We start from the raw sequence: 21,719 nt of genomic DNA, 5'->3' as shown, positions 1-21,719 counted from the left end.
GGCACCTGTTCCTTACAAAACTTTGAAGTAGTCGAACGGTTCCTTGCAGTCCTGGCAGACGTACAGCGCCTTGCAGGACGTGGAACCGAAGCGGGTGAGTTCCTTGGTGTTCAGCGATGAACACTGCGGGCATTTGACGGCGAGGGACAGGCGGATCGGCCCGGCGTGCCGGACGGCGTTGGAGTGGCCGGAAGGCGGGGCGATCCCGTACTGCTCCAGCTTGGCCTTGCCGGACTCGCTCATCCAGTCCGTGGTCCATGCCGGGGAGAGAACCAGCTCAACGTTGACGCTGGGATAGCCCTCCCGGTTGAAGGCGGTCACGAGGTCGTCGCGAATGGCGTCCATGGCAGGGCAGCCCGAGTAGGTGGGCGTGATGGTGACTTGCACGGCCGGGACCATGCCGCCGTCGTCTGCGTTTGGTTCCTTCGTCACCCGGACGTTGCGAAGGATCCCGAGGTCCTCGATGGTGAGGACGGGGATTTCCGGGTCGCAGACCGTGGCGGCGACGTCCCAGGCTTTCTGATCCGCAGTCTTCTGGTCTGCGGTCTTCTGCTGCCCGGGTGCCATGGAATCGGCCGTGGGGTGGCTGACGTACATGTCCGGCATGGTTACCAGCTCGCTCCGGGGAATTCGCGTGCCAGGACCTGCATTTCGGAGAGGAGGTAGCCCAGGTGTTCCGAGTGGAGTCCGCGGCGGCCGCCGCCCGGTGCGGGCTGGACCTGCGGGACTTCCAGTTCCGCTTCCGCGAGCACCGCGCCGGTGAGGCGGTCGAAGTCGGCGCGCAGGCTGGAGGGCTCGACGGCGGCACCGGACTCGCTGAGGCGGTGGGTAAGCTCATCGTCGCGGAACAGCTCGTCGACGTAGGGCCAGATGACCTTGAAGCCGTGGATCATCCGCTGGCGGGACTCGTCCGTGCCGAGGGCCAGGCGCAGCACCCACTGGGCGCTGTGGTCGCGGTGGTAGTCCACTTCCTTGACGGCCTTCGCCGCAATGCCGGCCAGGGTGGCGTCGGTGGAGTCCACCAGCCGGCGGTACAGCTCGAACTGGTAATAGCTCACGACGAACTGCCGGGCGATCGTGACCGCGAAGTCGCCGTTCGGGATTTCGAAAATCTCGACAGACCGGAACTCAGGCTCGCGGCGGAAGTACGCAAGATCGTCCTCGCTGCGGCCGTCAAATCCGCCGGCGTAGCTGAGGAAGGAGCGGGCATGGCCCAGCTGGTCCAGGGCGATGTTGCCCAGGGCGATGTCCTCTTCGAGCTCCGGCGCACGGGAGATCCAGTGGCCCAGGCGCTGGGCCAGGACCAGGGCGTCGTCGCCCAGGCGGAGGGCGAATTCGGCGGCGTCTTCGCTGGGCTTGGCGGTGCCGCGGCTGACGGCCAGGGCAATGTCCTCCGGGCGGAGGGCATTTCCGGGGGTGATCCGGGTGGCGCTGGCCATGCCGTCGCCGCCGGCTCCTGCCCCGGTGACGCCGACGGAGATGTCCCCGTGGCCCGCGTCGTGGGCGTTTGCTTCAGTCGTTGCTTCGGGGGTGCTCACAGGTGCTTCACGCCTTCGCTCTTGGTGTAGTACGTCGCGTGCCGGTAATCCTTGCCCTGCGGCGACTCGAAGAAGGAGCCCTTTGAATCCGGGTCGCTTGAGGCGATGGCGTCGGCGGGGACCACCCAGATGGACACGCCCTCATTGCGGCGGGTGTAAAGGTCCCGCGCGTTGCGCAGGGCCATCGCGGCGTCCGGGGCATGCAGGGATCCGGCGTGGACGTGGGAGAGGCCGCGGCTGGAGCGGACGAAGACTTCCCAGATGGGCCAGACGTTGCCTGCGTGGGGTTCGGGGGTTGTCATGCTGCGGATTCCTTCTCTGCGTGCTTTTTGGCCTGCTTTTCCGCGTAGGCGGCGGCGGCTTCGCGTACCCAGGCACCGTTCTCGTGGGCTTCGCGGCGTCGTTCCAGGCGCTGGGCGTTGCACGGTCCGCGGCCGGCCAGGACTTCGTGGAACTCATCCCAGTCAAGCGGGCCATGCTCCCATTTCTTGGTTTCTTCGTTGAAACGGATGTCCTTGTCCGGGAGGGTGAGTCCCAGGACCTTGACCTGCTCCATCATCATGCCGACGAAACGGTTGCGGAGCTCGTCGTTGCTGAAGCGCTTGATGTTCCAGGCCATGGACTGCTTGGAGTTGGGGGAATCGTCATCCGGCGGGCCGAACATCATCAGGGCCGGGGCGTACCAGCGGTTCACGGCGTCCTGGGCCATCTGCTTCTGCTCGGGGGTGCCGTTCGAGAGTTCGAGCAGGATCTCGAAGCCCTGCCGCTGGTGGAAGGACTCCTCCTTGCAGACGCGGACCATCGCGCGGCCATAGGGGCCGAAGGAGGCCCGGCAGAGCGGCACCTGGTTGGCAATCGCAGCGCCGTCAACCATCCATCCGATGGCACCCATATCCGCCCAGGTCCGGGCCGGGTAGTTGAAGATGGAGGAGTACTTGGCCTTGCCGTCCATCAGGTCCTGCATCATCTGGTCGCGCGGCTGGCCAAGGGTCTCGGCGGCGGAATAGAGATAGAGGCCGTGACCGGCCTCGTCCTGGACCTTGGCCATCAGGATGGCCTTGCGCTTGAGGCTCGGGGCACGGGAGATCCAGTTGGCCTCGGGCTGCATGCCGATGATCTCCGAGTGCGCATGCTGCGAGATCTGGCGCAGCAGGGTCTTGCGATAGGCCGGCGGCATCCAGTCACGGGGTTCGATCCGGGAGTCCTCCGCCATGACCTTGTCGAAGTAGGCCTGCCCCTCGGCATCACGGCGGGCCGCGTCCTCCGGGCTCATTTCATGCCGCGTTTCGTGCCGTGCCGGGGATGGCTCGGCGGGCACTGACTGCAGGGTCTGCGATGCCATGGTTGCTCCTATGCATTTCCGATAAATAATTACCGACCGTTCGTTCAGGATATGCGGAAGGCAGGAAGGGAGTCAAGCACCGCGGCGCTGGCCGCGGCAGCCGACACGCGGGGCCCCGGCGGCCCGGAGGAGACGGACCAGCCATGGCCGCCGGTGATATTGTCCGGTCATGGCAACGCCGGAAGCAGCAGAACCACCAGCAGCACCACCCCCGCCACCGACGGGCCGGCGGCGCCGCCGGATCCTGTTCGCCGCCCTAGGGCTGCTGCTGACCGCCGGCATTGCCGCGGCCGCCTTCCTGATGGCACCGCGGACGGAGAACGCGGCCCCGCCGCAGACCCCGGCCCCGAGCGCCACACCAACGGCGACCAAGAAGCCCAAGCCCACCCCGCCGCCGGAGCCTCCGCCCACCGCGCTGAACATCCTGCTGGTCGGCAGCGACAGCCGGGTCAACCAGCGGGCCGCGGCCGCTGCGGGCAAGCCGTCGACCCAACTGGCGGACAGCATCGTGTTCCTGCACATCCCTGCCAACCGGAAGCAGGCGTACGGCATCTCCCTGATGCGTGACCTGTGGGTGGACATCCCCGGCCACGGCCAAGCCAAGATCAACTCAAGCCTGCTGCTGGGCGGCCTCCCCCTGGTGACGCGGACCGTCGAGTCCCTGCTGGGCCAGCACGTCAACCACACCGTCATGGTCGATTTCCAGACTTTCGCCGCCCTGACGGACGCAGTCGGCGGCGTCGACGTTAATGTGAAGCTGCCCTTTGAGTCGACCATCGACCCGGGGGTCAGGTTTCCGGCCGGAGTGAACCGGCTCAACGGCGCCCGGGCCCTGGACTTCGTTCGCGAACGCAAAGCGTTCGTCGACGGCGACTACCAGCGCGTCCGCAATCAACAGACCTTCCTCAAGGCCGTTCTGACCAAGGTCGTCAAGCAGGGCGCAACCGACCGCGCCACCGCCCGCAAACTGGCGACCACTGCACTGCCCCGCATCACGGTGACCCCGGGACTGACCTTGGACGCCCTGGCACGCCTGGCGTTCAGCTTCCACACCATCCCGGCCAACGGCGCCGTGTTCTTCACGCTGCCGACGGCGGGGGTCGGAACCAGTGCGGACGGGCAATCCATTGTGCTCGAGGATCCCGCCGCCACCGCAGAGATCGCTGCGGCCCTCCGCGCCAACAAGCTCAGCAACTACGTGGCCGCCCACAAACTGCAAAACGGCAACTGACCGGCGCGGGGGTTGGGTAGATTGGGTCCATGACGCAGACTCCCGTGCAGCCTTCCCCGCAGCCCCCCGTCGCCAAGAAGGTCCCTGCCCCACGCACCCACCACGGCGACGTGTTCGAGGACGACTACGAGTGGCTCCGCGACAAGGAATCCGCCGAGGTCGTGGAACTCCTGAAGGCCGAAAACGCGTACCAGGAAGCCGTGACCGCCCACCAGGAACCGCTGCGCGAGGCCATCTTCCAGGAAATCAAGGGACGCACCCAGGAGACCGACCTCTCCGTGCCGAACCGCAAGGACGGTTGGTGGTACTACACCCGCTCGGTCGAGGGCAAGGAATATGGCATCCAGTGCCGCGTCCGCGCGCAGGACAGCGGCGACCGCGTGGCGGACTGGACTCCCCCCGCCGTCGAGGTCGGCGTCGAAATCCCGGGCGAGGAAGTTCTCCTGGACGGCAACATTGAGGCCGAAGGCAAGCCGTTCTTCGCCGTCGGCGGCTCCGCGGTCACTATCGACGGGAACCTGTATGCCTACGCCGTGGACAACGCCGGCGACGAGCGGTTCACCCTGCGCATCAAGGACCTCCGCAGCGGCGAACTGCTCCCGGACGTGATCGAGAACGTCTTCTACGGCATCTCCTTCTCCCCCGACGGCAGCCGGATCTTCTACACCGTGGTGGACGCGTCCTGGCGCCCGTACCAGGTGAAGTCCCACGTCCTGGGCACGCCCGTCAGCGAGGACGAGGTGATCTACCAGGAGGACGACGTCGCCATGTGGCTCGGCTTCGAGCTCTCCGCGGACCGCCGGCACCTGGTCCTGGGCATCGGCTGCTCCGAGTTCAGCGAAACCCGCCTGCTGCGCTTCGATGACCCCGATGCCGGGCTGACAACCGTTATTTCCCGCGACGAGCGCATCCTGTACGAGGCCGAACCGTTCCTGCTGACCGGCCCGGACGGCGACAAGTCCGAAACCATCCTGCTGACCCACAACAAGGACGCCATCAACTCGATGGTCTCGCTCGTGGACCCGGCCGAACTCGCCAAGCCCGCCGCCGAGCAGCACTGGCTTACGGTTGTCGCGCATTCCGACCAGGTGCGCGTCAACGGCGCCGGCGTCACCTCCACCCATCTGGTGCTGTCCATCCGCAAGGACACGATCGAACGGGTGCAGGTCCTTCCGTTGGCGGGCCTCGGCACCCCGGACCAGGGCGCACCCGTGGAGCCGGCCTTTGACGAGGAGCTGTACACCGCCGGGGTGGCCGGCTCCGACTATGAGGCCCCCGTCATCCGGATGGGCTACACCTCCTACTTCACGCCCTCGCGGTTCTACGACTTTGTGCTCCCGACGGCGGAAGCGCCCGCCGGCGAGCTGCTGCTGCGCAAGGAGAGCCCGGTGCTGGGCGGCTACTCGTCCGCCGACTACGTCGCAACCCGGGAATGGGCGGTGGCGTCCGACGGGACCCGCATCCCGCTCTCGGTCCTCCGGCACGCCTCGGTGCGGCAGGATTCGACCGCGGCCGGGCTGGTCTACGGCTACGGCTCCTACGAACTGAGCATGGACCCGGGCTTCGGCATTCCCCGGCTCTCGCTGCTGGACCGCGGCATCGTGTTCGTGATCGCGCACGTCCGCGGCGGCGGCGAGCTGGGCCGGCACTGGTACGACGACGGCAAGAAGCTGCACAAGAAGAACACCTTCACCGACTTCATTGCGGCCACCGACTGGCTCGCCGGATCCGGCTGGGTGGACCCGGCCCGGATTGCGGCGATGGGCGGCTCCGCCGGCGGCCTGCTGATGGGCGCCGTGGCCAACCTAGCGCCGGAAAAGTACGCGGCGATTGTCGCAGCCGTCCCGTTCGTGGATGCCCTGACCACCATCCTTGACCCGGAACTGCCACTCTCCGCCCTGGAGTGGGAGGAATGGGGCAACCCGATCACGGACCCGGACGTGTACGCGTACATGAAGTCCTACACGCCGTACGAGAACGTCCGGGCGGCGGCGTACCCCAAGATCGCGGCCGTCACTTCGTTCAATGACACGCGGGTGCTCTACGTGGAACCGGCCAAGTGGGTGCAGCGGCTGCGCGAGGTGAACACCGGCAGCGAGCCGATCGTGATGAAGATCGAGATGGAGGGCGGCCACGGCGGCGCCTCCGGCCGCTACGTGCAGTGGAAAGAGCGCGCCTGGGACTACGCCTTCGTCGCGGACTCCCTCGGCGCCACGGAACTGCTGCCCGGCGCCGGGCTGAAGTAGGCGTCGCCTCTCCCCCGTCGGTCGCTCCGTAACCGCCGTTTTGAGCCTTCAAAAGGGCCGTTACGGAGCAACCGACGGAATATCCAGCCTCCCGTGTACCCAAATTTGATCATCATGCTTACTATTGACCTGCACTAGGCACGTAGTTGGAGACACTGCTCACTGGGGGCAGCAGGAAACCGTGCCGGAACTGGAGTCATTCGTGAGCACTGAACAAGCTATGAGCGGGCTGTCCGACGAGGAACTGATGGCCGAGGGCGCCACCGCCCTGCCGGACAAGGAAGTTGCCTCGGTCCTGGATCTGAACGCCGACCTCAACCTGGGCATCGAGGCCGCCGCGCCGATCGACCTCGCCGTCGCTGCCAACGCCAACGTCGCGGCCCCGATCGACGCCGCCGCGTCGGCGAACATCCTCTCCGCTGGCTCGGAGGCGCAGGCCCTCTCCGACCAGGGCGTCATCATCGACCAGGGCATCACCGCCGACGCCAACGCCACCTCCGTCCAGGACAGCGGCATCGACCAGGCCGCCGACTCCACCGCACCCACCGCCGCCGGCGATGCCGGTACGGCCGCTCCCACGGCCGACGGCGGCACCACCGCGACGGTCGATGCCGGAGGGGTGCTTCCGGACGGAACTGTGGACGGCGCTGTTGGCGACGCCACGGGCGTCCTTCCGGACGGCACGGCACCCGACCTGGGCGGCGCCGTGGACGGCGCCGTGGGCGGAGCAACCGGAGCACTCAACGGCAACCTGCTGAACGTCGACGTCAACCTCGACGCCAACGCTGGCATCACCGCGCCGATCAACGGTGCGGTGGCGGCCAACGCCAACGTTGCGGCACCGATCGATGCCGCCGTCGCCGCCAACATCGGCTCGATCGACAGCAACGCGTTCGCCGTGTCGCAGCAGGATGCGATCATCACCCAGAACATCGAGGGCGAGGCAACGGCCTCGGCTGACCAGCAGTCGAACATCCAGCAGTAGCAGCTAGATGACTACCTTGCATGGCGGGCCGTCCGCGCAGGACGGCCCGCCGGTCTCTGCCGCCCCGGGCACCCTGCCGCCTCCGGCCCTGGCCGACGGCGTCCAGCTGATCGGCGAGACGAAGGGCTCCGGCTACAAGCAGGCCCCGTCGTTGGTCCGGCGTGCCGACGGCCAGACGATCCAGCTGACTCGCCTGCTCTACTTGGTGCTCGAGGCCATCGACGGCCGCCGCAGCCTGGAGGAGATCGCGCAGCACGCCGGCAGCGCCTACGGCAAGCCAGTCAATGCGGGGAACGTCCAGACACTGATCGACTCCCAACTGCTCCCCCTGGGCCTCCTGCGGCTGGCCGACGGCTCGCAACCCGAAGTCAAGAAGTCCAACCCGCTCCTGGGCATGCGCTTCCGGTACTCCGTGACGGACCCGGAACGCACGCGGAAACTTACCGCCCCCTTCGCCACACTCTTCAACCCGCTGATCGTCGTGGCCGTGACCGCCGCCTTCCTGGCGACCTGCTGGTGGGTGCTGATGGTCAAGGGGCTCGCCTCGGCCACCCATGAGGCCTTTGCCAATCCGGGTCTGGTGCTGCTGATCCTGCTGGTCACGGTACTGTCGGCCGGCTTCCACGAATTCGGGCATGCCGCCGCGGCCCGCCGCGGAGGGGCCACGCCGGGCGCCATGGGCACCGGTCTGTACCTGATGTGGCCGGCGTTCTACACCGACGTCACGGATTCGTACCGGCTGGGCCGCGCCGGCCGGATCCGCACCGACCTGGGCGGCCTGTACTTCAACGCCATCGTGGCTGTGGCCATCATGGGTGTCTGGTGGGCCACCGGTTTCGACGCCCTGCTGCTGGTGGTGGTCACCCAGATCCTGCAAATGGTCCGGCAGCTGATGCCGATGGTCCGGTTCGACGGGTACCACATCCTCGCTGACGCCACCGGAGTCCCGGACCTCTTCCAGCGGATCAAGCCGACCCTGCTGGCGTTAATTCCCTGGCGCAAAACCGATCCCGAGGCCCGGCTCCTCAAGCCCTGGGCCCGGGCCGTGGTCACCGTTTGGGTGCTCGTCACCGTGCCCTTGCTGCTTTTCAGCCTGGTCACCATGGTGCTTACCCTGCCGCGGATCCTCGGCACCGCCTGGGACAACGGTTGGAAGCAGCAGGCCATGCTCTCGCACAGCGCCGCCTCGGGCGATTTTGCCGATGCTGCCGTGCGGGGGCTTGCGATCATCTGCATTGCGCTGCCGGTCCTGGGCATCTTCTATATCCTGCTGCGCCTGGGCCGGCAGTTCGTGACCGGCCTCTGGCAGCGGACCCGCGGCAAGGCACTGCAGCGCGGCGTCGCCATGGCCGCCATCGCAGCTGTCACAGCGGGCCTCGCCTGGGCCTGGTGGCCCGGCGCCGAGACCTACCGCCCGGTCCAGCCCTACGAACGCGGCACCCTCAGCGACATCACCACGGCTGTGTTTCCCGCCGCCTCGACCAAGGCGATAAAGGAGGGCCAGGCCGGCCGTACCGTGGCGCTCTGGCCGGCCGGCGCGAAGAAGCCCACCCGCGAGGACCCACAGCTGAGCATGGTGTTGGTACCCCGGGAAGGGTCTGCCCCAGCCGGCGGATCCGGCACCACGACGGCGGCCCCGTCCTGGGTGTTCCCCTTCGACAAACCGGCCGCACCGGAAGAGGGCGGCAACCAGTCGCTGGCCGTCAACACCACAGACGGTTCGGTCGTGTACGACGTCGCCTTCGCATTGGTGTGGGCCGACGACGGCGAAGACGTCCGCAACACCAACGAGGCGTATGCCTTCGCCAGCTGCAAGGACTGCGCCGCCGTGGCAGTCGGTTTCCAGGTGGTGCTGATCGTGGGCCAGGCGGATGTGGTCGTGCCGGAGAACCTCTCCGCCGCCGCCAACTACAACTGCCTCAGGTGCCTCACCTACGCCCTGGCCAGCCAGTTGGTCCTCACGCTGGACGGGCCGCTGAGCCCGGACGGCATGTCCAGGCTCACCGCGCTGTGGCAGCAGATCGCGGAGTACGGGCGGAACCTGCAGAACGTTCCGCTCTCGGAGATCCAGGGCAAGCTGAACGGGTTCAAGGAACAGATCATGGAGATCGTCCGGACGGACCCCAGCGCCACCCCGGGCGGGGCCGGCACGCCGACGGCGCCGGCAACGGCTTCGCCGGGCGCCACCCCCGGGTCCACACCCTCGCCGTCGCCTACCACGACGGACCAGCCCGGCCCGGGTGCAACCGTCCCGCCCGCACCGGACGCCACGCTCGACCCGGAGCCCAGCCAGCCTGTGGACGGCGCCACCGAGCCGGCCCCCGCGCCGGGTCCCGGCGAAGAGACCGCCTCGCCCGCCACCACGACCTCAGCTCCGCCGGCCCCGTAGGCCGCCGTCGGGAGTTGTCGGCCGCCGTCGTTGACGCTCCAGCCCAGTTCATGGCTGCATGAACCTGGCCGGGATCAGACGAGCCGCGGGACCTCGGGGGCCGCCGGAGTCCGGAGGCTGCGGGTACGGGAACAACTGGGCGGGAGCGTCGGGAGCTGTCGGCCGGAGCAATCGCCGGGTTGTACGGGCCCGCGCACCTACCCAGGCTGGCGGGCCTGCCACTCCTCGGCGAGCATCGCGTAGACCACCTCGGTGGCCCACTGGCCCTTGTAGTGCCACTTGTCCACCTGGGTGGATTCCAGCCGCATGCCGAGGCGCTCACACAGGGCCGCGGAGGCGGTGTTCAAGGCATCCAGCTTGGCATCGATCCGGTGGAAGCCAAGGTCCTCAAAACCCAGCTTCAGCATCGCCTGCGCAGCTTCGGCCGCGTAGCCTTTTCCGCGGGCTTCCGGCGCCAGGCTCCAGCCGACCTCGGCCTGGCCGCAGCCGGGGAGCCACTTGAGCACCACCTCGCCCAGCAGTCCCGGCGAGTCGGCAGCCTCGATTGCCAGCGCCACCCAGTCGCCCTCCTTTTCGAAGACGAAGTTGGCGTACTTACCCACGTACTCCATCGACTGCGTGTAGCTCTTGGCCTCCCGCGGGAGGAAGCGGGCGGTTTCCGGCAGCGAGTGGTAGGCGTGGAAGGCGTCCAGGTCCCCGGCCTCGAAGCGGCGCAGCACCAACCGCCGAGTGCGGAGGGGCAGCCGGAAGGAAAGGTTCGGTTCGGTCATGCCCCCAGCCTAGGACCCGTTCCCCGCCGGTTGCTCCCCGCCGGCCCCCTCCCCTCGCAAGCTCGGTCAGGGAACCCTGCCGGCGTGGGCCCAGCAGTGCCGTTTTGAGCCGCCAGAAGGGCGGTTACTGAGCAACCGATGAGCGGGCGACGACGGCGGCGGTCGCCTCCGCGATCGCGCGTTCCTCGTCGGTGGGCACCACCAGCACCGGCAGGGCCGACTCGGGCGTGGAAATCACCCGGGGTTCCTTGGACCGCTCTCGGTTCAGCCCGGCGTCGAGCTCCACGCCGAGAGCCCCCAGCCGTTCCGCGACCAGGCTCCGGAACTGGTGCGAGTTTTCGCCGATCCCGGCGGTGAAGACCAGGGCCTTCGCGCCGCCGACAGCCACGTGGTAGCCGCCGATGTACTTGGCCAGCCGGTAGGAGGCCACCGCGAGGGCCATGGCGGACTTGGCGTCGCCGGCTTCGGCCGCCTCGACGACGGAGCGCATGTCGTTGTTCCCCGCGAGGCCCTTGAGCCCGGACTGGCGGTTCAGCATGGAATCGAGGTCCTCGGCGGACCAGCCGGCCCGGCCCAGGAACACCAGGATCGACGGGTCCAGGTCGCCGGAGCGGGTGCCCATCACGAGGCCCTCCAGCGGGGTGAAGCCCATCGAGGTGTCGATGGACTTGCCGCCGCGTATGGCAGTGACCGAGGCGCCGTTGCCGAGGTGCGCGATGACGGCGTCGAATTCGTCCACCGGCAGGTCCAGCAGCGCCGCGGCCCGGTGCGCCACATACTCGTGCGAGGTGCCGTGGAAGCCGTAGCGCCGGATGCCGTGGTTGGTGTAAAGCTCGTCCGGCACGGCGTAGCGCCAGGCGTGTTCGGGCAGGGTGCGGTGGAAGGCGGTATCGAAGACGGCCACCTGCGGCAGCTCCGGCCACTTCTTCGCGATCGCGCGGATGCCGAGGACGTTGGCCGGGTTGTGCAGCGGCGCCAGCGGGTTCAGCCGTTCGATGGCGCGGGTGATCTCGTTATTGACCAGCACGGGCTCGGCGAAACGCTCACCGCCGTGCACCACACGGTGGCCTACGGCGTCGAGCGGCCGGTCACCCAGCGCCTCGTGGATCGCCCCGTCCACTTGTTCCAGGGCCTCCGCGTGGTCGCGGGGGCCCTCAATCTCGCCGTCGACGTCACCGCCGTTGCCCATCCCGATCTTCTCGACCAGCCCCTCGGCAAGGACGCTGCCCGCTTCGACGTCGCGGACCTGGTACTTGAGCGAGGATGAGCCGGAGTTGATGACGAGAACGAGCATGGGGCCTCCTAAGCCTTGGCTTCGACGGGCTGTACGGTTGCGTGTCCGGTGGCGGCCTGTCCCGTGGCCGGCTGGGCCGGTTGGGCCGACTGGGCCTGGATCGCGGTGATGGCGACGGTGTTCAGGATGTCATCCACCGTGCAGCCGCGGGACAGGTCGTTGACCGGTTTGCGGAGCCCCTGCAGCACGGGCCCGACGGCGACCGCACCGGAGGACTGCTGGACCGCCTTGTAGGTGTTGTTGCCGGTGTTCAGGTCCGGGAAGATGAAGACCGTCGCTTGGCCGGCCACGGACGAGCCGGGCATCTTGGACTCGGCGATGGCGGCGTCGACGGCGGCGTCGTACTGGATGGGGCCCTCCACCGCGAGGTCCGGGCGCCGCTGGCGCACGAGTTCGGTGGCCTGGCGGACGGCGTCGACCGCTTCGCCTGCCCCGGAACCGCCGGTGGAGTAGGAGAGCATGGCAACGCGCGGTTCGACGCCGAACTGGGCCGCGGTTTCGGCCGAGGCCAGGGCGATGTCCGCGAGCTGCTCCACATTGGGCTCGGGGTTGACCGCGCAGTCACCGTAGACCAGCACCCGGTCCGGCATCAGCATCAGGAACACGGAGGAGACGATCTTGACGCCCTCGCGGGTCTTCACGAACTCCAGCGCCGGACGGATCGTGTGTGCCGTCGTGTGCGCGGCGCCGGAGACCATGCCGTCCACCACGCCGAGCTGGACCATCATGGTGCCGAAATAGCTTTCGTCCTGCATCACCTCGAGTGCCTTCGCCAGGTCCACGCCCTTGTGCGCGCGCAGCTCCGCGTATTTCTGCGCGAAACCCTGGCGCAGCTCGGAGGTGGCCGGGTCCACGATGTTGATTCCGGCGAGGTCGATCCCCTGGGTGGCGGCAAGTTCGCGCACGTCCGCCTCCCGGCCCAGCACGGTGAGCTCGCAGACGTCCCGGCGGTGCAGGATCTCCGCGGCCCGGAGGATCCGGACGTCCGTGCCCTCCGGCAGGACGATGTGGCGGCGCTGCGAACGGGCCCGTTCGATCAGGTCATGCAGGAAGCGCAGCGGCGTCATCCGCTCCGGCCGCGGCAGATGCAGCCGCTCCAGCAGTTCCGCCTCGTCCACGCGTTTGGCCCACAGGCCCAGCGCTGACGCCACCTTGCGGCGGTGGCCGGACCAGATTTCGCTGCGCACCTCGGAGACGCGTTTGGCGGTCACGTAGGTGTCGTCCGGGGCGGCGAAGATCGGGAACGGGGCCTGCGCCAGGAGCGAGTAGATAGTGGGGTCCGGGGCCAGTCCGCCGGTCAGGATCAGCGCCGACGGCACCGGGAATTCCGGCGAGAAGGAGGAGGCCAGGCAGGCCACCAGCACGTCCGCCCGGTCGCCCGGAACGATCACCAGCGCGCCGTCGTCGAGCACGTGCAGGAAGTTGGCCACGTTCATGGCCGCGACCTTGACCGAGTGCACATCGCGTTCCAGGTCCGGCAAGCCGGCCACCTGGCCGATGCCCAGCGCGGCGGCCACCTCGCCGGTGGTGGGCCGCGCGATGTCCTCCAGTTCGGGGAAGACGTACACCGGCCGGCCGGAGGCGCCCGGGCGCACCGCCGCGGCGATTGCCTCCAAGTCCTCGGGATTGGCACGGTTGACCATGATGGCCAGCAGGGTGCACCGCTCGGCCAGGAGTTCCTTGCGGGCCACCTCGACGGCGTCCGCGGTTTCGGCCACCGTGCGGCCCTTCGCCCCGACGACGGCGACCATCGGCGCCGCGAGGTTGTTGGCGAGCCGGGCGTTGAGGTCGAATTCGACGGCGGCGTCCTGGCCGGTCAGGTCCGTGCCCTCGATGATCACCACGTCGCAGTGCCGGGACATCTCCGCGAAGATCTCGACGCAGCGCGAGTCGATCTCCTCGCGGTTTCCCTCCGCGAGCAGGCCCCGGACCTCGGCGAAGGTCAGACCGCTGCGGCAGCGGTCGTCGTCGAGGTCGAAGCGGGACTTCATCAGCGCAACCATCGGGTCCGCGTCGGCGCGGCCGTGGACCACGGGCTTGAAGAAGCCGATGCGGTCCGCGTGCCGGTGCAGGGTGTCTGCCAGGCCCAGGGCAATGAGCGACTTCCCGGATCCCAGCGTCGTCGCGCTGACATATATTCCTTTGGCCATGTGTCCCAGCATACTTACACCCCTTGACAGCAGGCACCCGGATGGGATTACCTAATGAACATTCGGTAAATAAAGCTGGAGGCAATGACGCATGGCTGAACTGACGATTTCCGGTGATACCCACCCCATCCTGAAAGACGACTACGCCTCCGAATGGATGGGCATTGAAGTCCTGGCGCTCGACGACGGCCACGCCACCATCCGGATGCCGCTCCGCCAGGAGATGCTCAACGGTTTCGGCATGGCCCACGGCGGCATGATCTTCGCCTTCGGCGACACCGCCTTTGCCCTCGCCTGCAACCCGGTGAAGCCGGGCGTGGCCGAGGAAGGCACCATCACCGTGGCGTCCGGCGTCGACATCAACTTCATCAAGCCGGCCTTCCGCGGGCAGATCCTGACCGCCGTCGCCAACCACCGCGCCAGCACCGGCCGCAGCGGGCTGTACGACATCCAGATCTACGCCGCCGACCCCGCTGCCATCCCCGGCCCGGCAGGCTCCCCCGCCGGCTCCACACCGGCCACCACACTCCCGGGCGGGCTCCCCTCCGACATCGCCCCGGGCGAACTCATCGCCGAGTTCCGCGGCCGCAGCCGCACCATCTCCAAGAAATAGAAACAGGGACACAGATGACCACCCCCACCGCCGAATCTGCCCTCGCCCCCAGTGACGCCGTCCTGGACCGCGAAGAAACCATCTCCCGCGACGAGCTCGAGGCCTTGCAGCTCAGCCGCCTGCAGCACACCGTGGCGTACGCCTACGACCGAGTCCCGCTGTACAAGCGGAAGTTTGATGAGGCCGGTGTGCACCCCACCGACCTGCGCGAGCTCTCGGACCTGGGGAAGTTCCCTTTCACCACCAAGGAAGACCTCCGGCTCGAGTACCCCTTCGGCATGTTCGCCGTGCCGCAGCACGAGGTGGCCCGGATCCACGCCAGCTCCGGCACCACCGGCCGCGCCACCGTGGTGGGCTACACCAAGAAGGACCTCGCCGACTGGGCCAAGCTGGTCGCCCGCTCGCTGCGCGCCTCCGGCGTCCGGCCCGGCATGAAGGTCCACAACGCCTACGGCTACGGCCTGTTCACCGGCGGCATGGGCGCCCACGCCGGCGCCGAAGCGCTGGGCTGCACCGTCATTCCGATCTCCGGCGGCCAGACCGAGCGCCAGATCACGTTGATCCAGGACTTCAAGCCGGACGCCATCCTGGCCACCCCGACGTACCTGCTGACCATCGCGGACGCCATGATGAAGCAGGGCATCGACCCCGCCTCCACCTCGCTCAAGTACGCCGTGCTCGGGGCCGAGCCGTGGACCGAAGAAATGCGGCACGAGCTTGAAGTCACCATGAACATCAAGGCCTGCGACATTTACGGCCTCTCTGAGGTCATGGGCCCCGGCGTCGCCGGCGAGGCCGTGGAGACCCAGGACGGCAGCCACATCTGGGAGGACCACTTCCGGCCCGAGATCATCGACGCCTTTGACCCGTCCGTGGTCCTGGGCGACGGCGAGCCCGGCGAACTGGTTTTCACCTCGCTCACCAAGGAAGCCCTGCCGATCATCCGGTACCGCACCAAGGACCTCACCCGGCTGCTGCCCGGCACCGCCCGTCCGGCGCACCGCCGGATGGGACGCATCACTGGCCGCAGCGACGACATGATCATCCTGCGCGGCGTGAACCTGTTCCCCTCGCAGATCGAGGAAATCGCGCTCCGCATCCCCGAACTCAGCCCGCACTTCCAACTGGAGCTCACCCGTCCGGAGGGGCAGCGGATGGACCAGCTGACCGTCAAGATCGAACGCCGCGAGTCGGTCACGGTCGAGGGCAGCGCGACGGCGGCGAAGGTGCTGCAGCAGCAGATCAAGATCCACGTCGGCTCCTCCTGCACCGTCGACGTCGTCGAGCCCGGTTCACTGGAGCGCTCCAACGGCAAGCTGCGCCGGATCTACGACATGCGCCCCAAGGCCTGACCCGCCCCGTTTGTCCAGCCACCGGCCGGCCCGGCAGGAGTGTCCTTCGAGGCCACGCTGYCGGGCCGACCGACCGTTCATGAGAAACTAGCGAGTATGCCCAGCACAGCAACCACCACCAAGCGCGGCCGTCCCGGCTATGACCAGCAGTCGGTGCTGCTGATCGCCGTCGATGTCTTCAACCGCCACGGCTATGACGCCACCTCGATGGGCATCCTCGCCGAGAACCTGGGCATCTCCAAGTCCGCGATCTACCACCACGTGCCGTCCAAGGGCGATCTGCTCAAACTCGCCCTCGACCATGCCCTCGGCGGCCTCGAAGCCATCCTGGACCGGCCTGAGGCGCGGACCGGCTCGGCCGACGCCCGGCTGGAATTCGTGGTCCGCGAGACCATCTCCGTCCTGGTGGAACGGCTGCCGTTCGTCACCCTGCTGCTGCGGCTGCGCGGCAACACCGAGATCGAGCGGGACGCCCTGGAACGCCGGCGCACGTTCGACCACAAGGTGGCCGCCCTGATCTCGGCCGCCGGCGACGAGGGCTCGCTGCGCCAGGACATCGACCCCCGCACCGTCACCCGCCTGCTGTTCGGCACCATCAACTCGATCGTTGAGTGGTACAAGCCCGGCGGGTCCCTCTCCCCCGAGAAGCTGGCCGACGACGTCGTCGCCATGGCGTTCCACGGCCTCCACGTCCCCAGCAAAGCCTGACGCCGCCTCCGGGGGCACCGTTAACGGCCGCGGGCAGGCGGTGTCGCCCTCAAAGCCCGGCGGGTCCGTGTCAACCTGCCCCCGCAAGGCCGGGAAACCCGTTCACGGCCACGAACCAGCCCATGTACAGCAACACGGCGGACAGCGGAAGCACTGCCAGCCCAAGCAGGATCGAGTAGTCCTTGGCGCGGAGCAACGCTGCAAGGTTGACCACCAGCGTGCCGGCCACCACGAGGCCCTGGAAAACGCTGTTCGCGACCACCGCCCGGGGCGACTCGAACATGCCGCCGGCACCCACCAGTAACGTCACGAGGTACCAGGACGGCAGGACCCAGACCGGGAAAGCAGCCATCGCGAGGTCCAGGACCAGAGCCACATTGCCGATGCGGGTGCGTGGCAGCCAGGCAATCTTGCGGCCGCGCGCCTTGGAAGGCGACGTCACGGGGCCGCCCCGCCCGGGGTCGAAGTGAGCCAGCCAAGGAAATACATCAGCGCAGCCGACAGCAGCACGGTAAAGGCCGCGACCAGGAGGGAGCGTTCCTTCGCCCGGAGCAGGGCAGTCCAGAGCGCCGCGACGGAACCCACCAGCATGGCTACCACCACGTCGTCGGCGGCTCCCGCCCTGAACACGGCCTGCCCCAGGACCAGGAGCACCCAGACGGGCGAGAGCACCGTGAGGTAGGCCAGCGTCAGAGCCACCTTGCCGGCCCGGGTGGTGGGGAACCAGACGACGCGACGGACCAGGGTTTCGGATACCGGCCCGGAAGACGACTCAGTCATGTCTGCGCCTCGCCTCCGCCATCCGGGAATCTGGTCTCAAGCTACACCCGGGGTGCGTCCCGGGGACAGGACCGACCGGCCCTAGCCGCGGCCCCGGCCCGGGACATAGAACAGCGCCCCGGCAGGCCGGGGCGCTGTTCTATGATTCCGTTCCGCAATTCCGTTCTGCAGCGGGAGCCCGCAGCCGGGAGCCCGGAGCCGCCGCTCAGAGCTGGTAGTCGGCTGCCGTGGTGATGTTCTCGTGCACGCAGAGAATGTTGTGCTCGGAGTCCATGAACCAGGCGCACTTCTCGGAATCCGTTGTGCAAATGTGGTTCTCGGTCTTGAGATCAGGGAGGTTGTAGTCCTGGAACGTGACGCCCCTGGCTTCCATTTCCCTCACGGTGCGTTCGATCTCGCTGACTTCGAAACTCAGGGTGGTGTGCTCCGAATGCTTTCCATCCTTGACTGGCATCAGTTGCAGCATCGGGCCGCCTTCTGAACCAAATAGTTCACTTCCGTCGTCTGCCACGCCACGGTGCGGGAGCCCCAGGGTGTCCGCATAGAAATGCCGGGCACGCGCTACATCATCGACTGGCAGGACTGTTGTGGCTTTGTTGAGTGCTAGGGACATTTCGCCACCTCCTACGAGCACGATTTTACGCCGGGGCAAGGTGGAAAGACCCGCCCCTCCGCGGTTGCTCTATCACCTGTGGGTTGCCATTCGAACGTCGCGGCAGCCATAAGTGATAGAGCAACGGGCGGGGCGAGGGGTTACTTCTCGACGAGGGTCAGGACGTCGTAGGTGGCGACGATTTCATCGTTCTGGTTGGTCAGGACGGCGTCCCAGGCCACTTCGCCGTACTCGTCGGTCTCGCGCGGGGTGATCTTCTTGGCCGTCAGGGTGACGCGGATGGAGTCACCGGCCGCGACGGGCGTGATGAAGCGCAGGTTCTCCAGGCCGTAGTTGGCCAGGACCGGACCCGGCGCGGGCTCCACGAACAAGCCGGCACCCCAGGCGAGGAGCAGGTAGCCGTGCGCCACGATGCCCGGGAAGAACGGGTTGGCTGCCGCCGCTTCCTGGTTCGTGTGGGCGTAGAAGGTGTCGCCGGTGGAGTTCGCGAACTTGGTGATCTCCTCCAGCGAGACCTCGCGCAAATCGGAGCGGATGGCGTCGCCGATGTGCAGCGTGCTCAGGTGCTTCCGGAACGGGTGCTGGCCCTCGGTCTCGAGGGTGTAGTTGCGGTCCGCACCGGTGTGCCAGACGCCCGTGACGGCCGTGAGCATGTTGGGCGAGCCCTGGATGGCGGTGCGCTGCATGTGGTGCATGACCGAGCGGATGCCGCCCAGTTCCTCGCCGCCGCCGGCACGGCCCGGGCCGCCGTGGACCAGGTGCGGGACCGGGGAGCCGTGGCCGGTGGAGCTGCGGGCGTCCTCCCGGTTGAGCATGAGGACGCGGCCGTGGTGGGCCGCAATGCCGGTGACGAGCTCGCGGGCCACCGCCGGATCGTTGGTGCAGACCGAGGCGACCAGCGAGCCGCCACCGCGCGCGGCGAGGCGGACGGCGTCGGCGAGGTCCGTGTAGCCGATCACGGAGGAGACCGGGCCGAAGGCCTCGAGCGAGTGGACCTCCTCGGCTTCGGGGTCGGCCCAGCTCAGCAGCACCGGGGACATGAAGGCTCCGCCGTCGACGACGCCGACGCTCCCGTCCGCGCTGGTGACCTTCGGCGAGTCGAGGGTGCCATAGGCGAGCTCGCCCCCGGCGTCGAGCATCGACTGGACGGCGGCCCGCACGTCGGCGAGCTGCTCACGGGAGGCGAGGGCGCCCATCGTGACGCCCTCGGCGCGCGGGTCTCCCAGCACGACGCGTTCGGTGATCCGCTCCCCCACGGCGGCGACGACGTCTGACACCAGGTTCTGCGGCACGATCGCGCGGCGGATCGAGGTGCATTTCTGGCCAGCCTTGGCGGTCATCTCGGTGACGAGGGACTTGATGAAAGCGTCGAATTCCGGGGTCCCCTTGACCGCGTCCGGGCCCAGGATGGCGGCGTTGAGGGAGTCGGTTTCGGAGGTGAAGCGGACGCCACCCTTGACCACGTTGGGGTGGGACTTGAGCGTGTTGGCGGTGGAGGCCGAACCGGTGAAGGCGACAAGGTCGCGGTAGTCGAGGTGGTCCAACAGGGTGCGGACCGAGCCGGAGACCAGCTGCAGCGAGCCCTTGGGCAGGATGCCGGATTCATCGATCGCCTTCACCACGGCCGCGGCGACGTAGCCGGTGGGGGTGGCTGGCTTGACGATGGTGGGGACGCCGGCGATGAAGGCGGGGGCGAGCTTCTCGAGCATGCCCCAGACCGGGAAGTTGAAGGCGTTGATCTGCACGGCGACACCGGGGATCCGGGTGTAGATGTGTTCGCCGGCGAAGGAACCGTCCTTGGACAGCACCTCCATGGGCCCGTCCACCACCACCTGGGCGTTGGGCAGCTCGCGCCGGCCCTTGGAGCCGAAGGTGAAGAGCACGCCGATGCCGCCGTCGATATCGATCATCGAGTCGATCTTGGTGGCGCCGGTCTGCGCGGAGAGCGCGTAGAACTCGTCGCGGCGGCCGTTGAGGTACTGCGCCAGTTCCTTGAGCTTGAGGGCGCGCTGGTGGAAGGTCAGCTTCCCCAGTTCCGCTTGGCCGGTGGTGCGGCCATAGTCGACGACGGCGGCGAGGTCGAGGCCCTCGGTGCTCACCTTTGCCAGGAGTTCGCCGGTGCTGGCGTCCAGGACGGAGGCGGCTCCGGCGGCAGAGGCTGCGTCGGGGGTCCACCACGAGTTGCGGATGAAGCTGGGGACGATCTCGACGGTGCCCACTGAGGGTTCCGGAGCTGTTGCAGTGGTGGTCATCGTTGACGGGTCCTTCCAACGCGGGGCAAGATCGACACGGCCAGCGCATTACTGACCGTCCGTTCGGTAATATGTCTACAGTACATGAAGGAGCCCTGCGGCACACTAGTAGCGGCGGGCCCGACCGGCCCATGACAGGCCAGAGCCCCAGAGGAGACGCAATGACGCCCGACCCCCGCAACATTCAAAGTGGTACCGAGCTGTGGAAAATCACCCTCGGTGAACTTGACGAGAAGATGGGGGTCAAGATCGTTGAGCAGTCCGTGGAGCGCGTCGTGGCAACCATGCCGGTGGAAGGCAACCGCCAGTCCTTCGGCCTGCTGCACGGCGGCGCCTCACTGGCCGTCGGCGAGGCCGTGGGTTCGTGGGCCTCGGTGATCCACGCCAGCACCCTGGGCAAGACCGCCGTGGGCGTGGACGTTTCCGCCACGCACCACAAGTCCGCCCGCGAGGGGCTGGTCACGATAACCGCCACCCCGATCCACCTCGGCAGCACGGTGACCACCCACGAGGTGCTGATCACCAACGAGGCCGGGGAGCGGCTCTGCACGCTGCGGATCACCAACCTGCTGCTGGACCGCAAGGGCTGAGCGGGCCGGGGCAAAAGGTCCGACCGTCTGCATCCAAAGAGGGGCGCCGGCCGGTAGTAACGGTGTAAGCAAATCACCGCCCGGATCCGGGCAACTCAATGAGGAGTTTGAAATGCGTAAAACCGTTTATGCCGCCGGTGCCGTGTCGATGGCGGCCGCCCTCGCGTTTGCCGCCCCGGCCCAGGCCGGCGGGAAGCACGACGGCGGCAGGCACCACGGCGACGATGCCGTCCTGTCCGTTTTGCACGGAGTCCCCGGCCTGACCGTGGACGTATGGGTGAATGGCAAGCTCACCTTGGACGACTTCAAGCCCGGCAAGCTCGCGGGCCCGCTGAAGCTCGAGGGCGGCAATTACAAGATTGCTGTCACGGCCGCCAACGCCAAGAGCGCCGACGACGCGGTGATCGGCCCGGTCGAGGTCAAGCTCAGGGAGGGCCGGAACTACACCGCCGTGGCCCACCTGGATGAGGACGGGGATCCCACCGCCACCCTGTTCAAGAACGACACCTCGCCCAGCCCTCGGGGTGAGGGGAAGCTGACGGTCAGGCACGTGGCCGCGGCGCCCGCCGTCGACGTCCTTGCCGGCAAGACTGCCGTGATCGAGGACCTGACGAACCCGGACCAGGAAGTGCTGACGCTGAAGGCCGGGAAGGTGTCCGCCTCGGTCGCGGCCGCCGGGACCACCAAGCCCCTGATTGGCCCGGCGGACATTCCGGTCGCCGCGGGCAAGAACACGATTGTCTACGCCTGGGGCAGCCTCAAGAAGGGCAACCTCGGCGTAGCGGTCCAGGTAGTCGACTCGGACAAGTGGCGGGATCACGGCCGGCACGGCCGCTAAGCGGCCGGTCCTGCCTGCTCGCTGGAAA

General features: G+C 68.0%; 20 protein-coding genes. 9 read left to right on the top strand and 11 right to left on the bottom strand.

All coding sequences use genetic code 11. The features are described from left to right. Positions 1 to 12: 12 nt before the first annotated feature. Genes paaD through paaA form a run of 4 tightly spaced genes read right to left on the bottom strand, consistent with a single transcriptional unit; the run spans position 13 to position 2,880 of the window. Entirely contained in the window at positions 13 to 567 is a 555-nt protein-coding gene (gene paaD, locus AC1DGE_RS05090) for a 1,2-phenylacetyl-CoA epoxidase subunit PaaD (protein ID WP_476892289.1), read from the bottom strand. A gap of 41 nt (positions 568 to 608) precedes the next feature. Continuing rightward, positions 609 to 1,538, bottom strand: a complete 930-nt coding sequence (gene paaC, locus AC1DGE_RS05085; protein WP_441416879.1) for a 1,2-phenylacetyl-CoA epoxidase subunit PaaC — start codon at positions 1,536 to 1,538, stop codon at positions 609 to 611. Then, positions 1,535 to 1,840 (bottom strand): 1,2-phenylacetyl-CoA epoxidase subunit PaaB, encoded by a 306-nt coding sequence (gene paaB, locus AC1DGE_RS05080; protein WP_028265291.1) that lies wholly within the window; start codon positions 1,838 to 1,840, stop codon positions 1,535 to 1,537. The genes paaC and paaB overlap by 4 nt, the downstream gene beginning before the upstream one ends. Beyond that, positions 1,837 to 2,880, bottom strand: coding sequence for a 1,2-phenylacetyl-CoA epoxidase subunit PaaA (gene paaA / locus AC1DGE_RS05075; RefSeq protein WP_476892031.1), 1,044 nt, complete (start codon positions 2,878 to 2,880; stop codon positions 1,837 to 1,839). Before paaA ends, paaB begins: the two co-directional genes overlap by 4 nt. A gap of 169 nt (positions 2,881 to 3,049) precedes the next feature. Between paaA and AC1DGE_RS05070 the strand changes: the two genes are divergently transcribed. The 4 genes from AC1DGE_RS05070 to AC1DGE_RS05055 all read left to right on the top strand — a co-directional run bounded on the left by AC1DGE_RS05070 (position 3,050) and on the right by AC1DGE_RS05055 (position 9,731). After that, positions 3,050 to 4,111, top strand: a complete 1,062-nt coding sequence (locus AC1DGE_RS05070; protein ID WP_476892030.1) for an LCP family protein — start codon at positions 3,050 to 3,052, stop codon at positions 4,109 to 4,111. Positions 4,112 to 4,140: 29 nt separating this feature from the next. Then, positions 4,141 to 6,357 (top strand): S9 family peptidase, encoded by a 2,217-nt coding sequence (locus tag AC1DGE_RS05065; RefSeq protein WP_476892029.1) that lies wholly within the window; start codon positions 4,141 to 4,143, stop codon positions 6,355 to 6,357. A gap of 220 nt (positions 6,358 to 6,577) precedes the next feature. Beyond that, positions 6,578 to 7,342: a peptidoglycan-binding protein gene (locus AC1DGE_RS05060; protein ID WP_441417832.1), complete on the top strand. Its 765-nt coding sequence runs from the start codon at positions 6,578 to 6,580 to the stop codon at positions 7,340 to 7,342. A 7-nt stretch (positions 7,343 to 7,349) separates the two neighbouring features. Continuing rightward, positions 7,350 to 9,731, top strand: a complete 2,382-nt coding sequence (locus AC1DGE_RS05055; RefSeq protein ID WP_476892028.1) for a hypothetical protein — start codon at positions 7,350 to 7,352, stop codon at positions 9,729 to 9,731. 197 nt (positions 9,732 to 9,928) lie between these two features. Here AC1DGE_RS05055 and AC1DGE_RS05050 read toward each other — a convergent pair whose 3' ends face one another. From AC1DGE_RS05050 to pta, 3 genes are all read right to left on the bottom strand, one after another. Beyond that, entirely contained in the window at positions 9,929 to 10,501 is a 573-nt protein-coding gene (locus AC1DGE_RS05050; RefSeq protein WP_441416874.1) for a GNAT family N-acetyltransferase, read from the bottom strand. 124 nt (positions 10,502 to 10,625) lie between these two features. Beyond that, on the bottom strand, positions 10,626 to 11,795 hold the full coding sequence (locus AC1DGE_RS05045; protein WP_476917019.1) for an acetate kinase: 1,170 nt from the start codon (positions 11,793 to 11,795) through the stop codon (positions 10,626 to 10,628). 8 nt (positions 11,796 to 11,803) lie between these two features. Continuing rightward, positions 11,804 to 13,945, bottom strand: coding sequence for a phosphate acetyltransferase (gene pta, locus AC1DGE_RS05040; protein ID WP_476917018.1), 2,142 nt, complete (start codon positions 13,943 to 13,945; stop codon positions 11,804 to 11,806). A gap of 91 nt (positions 13,946 to 14,036) precedes the next feature. On the opposite strand from pta, the gene AC1DGE_RS05035 reads away from it, so the two are divergent. The 3 genes from AC1DGE_RS05035 (at position 14,037) to AC1DGE_RS05025 (ending at position 16,618) form a co-directional block, all read left to right on the top strand. Beyond that, positions 14,037 to 14,558, top strand: coding sequence for a hotdog fold thioesterase (locus tag AC1DGE_RS05035; RefSeq protein WP_441416871.1), 522 nt, complete (start codon positions 14,037 to 14,039; stop codon positions 14,556 to 14,558). Positions 14,559 to 14,572: 14 nt separating this feature from the next. Beyond that, complete coding sequence (gene paaK, locus AC1DGE_RS05030; RefSeq protein WP_441416870.1) at positions 14,573 to 15,910, top strand: phenylacetate--CoA ligase PaaK; 1,338 nt, start codon at positions 14,573 to 14,575, stop codon at positions 15,908 to 15,910. Positions 15,911 to 16,006: 96 nt separating this feature from the next. Beyond that, positions 16,007 to 16,618 (top strand): TetR/AcrR family transcriptional regulator, encoded by a 612-nt coding sequence (locus tag AC1DGE_RS05025; RefSeq protein ID WP_441416869.1) that lies wholly within the window; start codon positions 16,007 to 16,009, stop codon positions 16,616 to 16,618. 70 nt (positions 16,619 to 16,688) lie between these two features. Here AC1DGE_RS05025 and AC1DGE_RS05020 read toward each other — a convergent pair whose 3' ends face one another. The 4 genes from AC1DGE_RS05020 to paaZ form a co-directional block, all read right to left on the bottom strand. Next, a complete protein-coding gene (locus AC1DGE_RS05020) occupies positions 16,689 to 17,060 on the bottom strand; it encodes a hypothetical protein (RefSeq protein WP_476892026.1) in 372 nt (123 codons plus the stop codon). Then, the gene (locus AC1DGE_RS05015) at positions 17,057 to 17,398 is read right to left on the bottom strand and encodes a hypothetical protein (RefSeq protein WP_476892025.1); all 342 of its coding nucleotides are present in this window, start codon (positions 17,396 to 17,398) and stop codon (positions 17,057 to 17,059) included. Before AC1DGE_RS05015 ends, AC1DGE_RS05020 begins: the two co-directional genes overlap by 4 nt. A gap of 205 nt (positions 17,399 to 17,603) precedes the next feature. Further along, positions 17,604 to 18,011 (bottom strand): VOC family protein, encoded by a 408-nt coding sequence (locus tag AC1DGE_RS05010; protein ID WP_476892024.1) that lies wholly within the window; start codon positions 18,009 to 18,011, stop codon positions 17,604 to 17,606. Between the two features lie 140 nt (positions 18,012 to 18,151). Beyond that, a complete protein-coding gene (gene paaZ, locus AC1DGE_RS05005; protein WP_476892023.1) occupies positions 18,152 to 20,263 on the bottom strand; it encodes a phenylacetic acid degradation bifunctional protein PaaZ in 2,112 nt (703 codons plus the stop codon). A 161-nt stretch (positions 20,264 to 20,424) separates the two neighbouring features. Between paaZ and AC1DGE_RS05000 the strand changes: the two genes are divergently transcribed. Both AC1DGE_RS05000 and AC1DGE_RS04995 read left to right on the top strand, forming a co-directional pair. Beyond that, positions 20,425 to 20,853 carry a PaaI family thioesterase gene (locus tag AC1DGE_RS05000; protein ID WP_441416864.1) on the top strand — a complete coding sequence of 143 codons (429 nt, stop codon included), beginning with the start codon at positions 20,425 to 20,427 and terminating at the stop codon, positions 20,851 to 20,853. A gap of 112 nt (positions 20,854 to 20,965) precedes the next feature. Continuing rightward, a complete protein-coding gene (locus AC1DGE_RS04995; protein WP_441416863.1) occupies positions 20,966 to 21,691 on the top strand; it encodes a DUF4397 domain-containing protein in 726 nt (241 codons plus the stop codon). The last annotated feature ends 28 nt before the right edge of the window (positions 21,692 to 21,719 follow it).

It is taken from the genome of Arthrobacter sp. 05N425 (assembly GCF_056397125.1).
The sequence above is the reverse complement of the archived record's forward strand: the minus strand, read 5'-3'. Positions and strand labels throughout refer to the sequence as shown.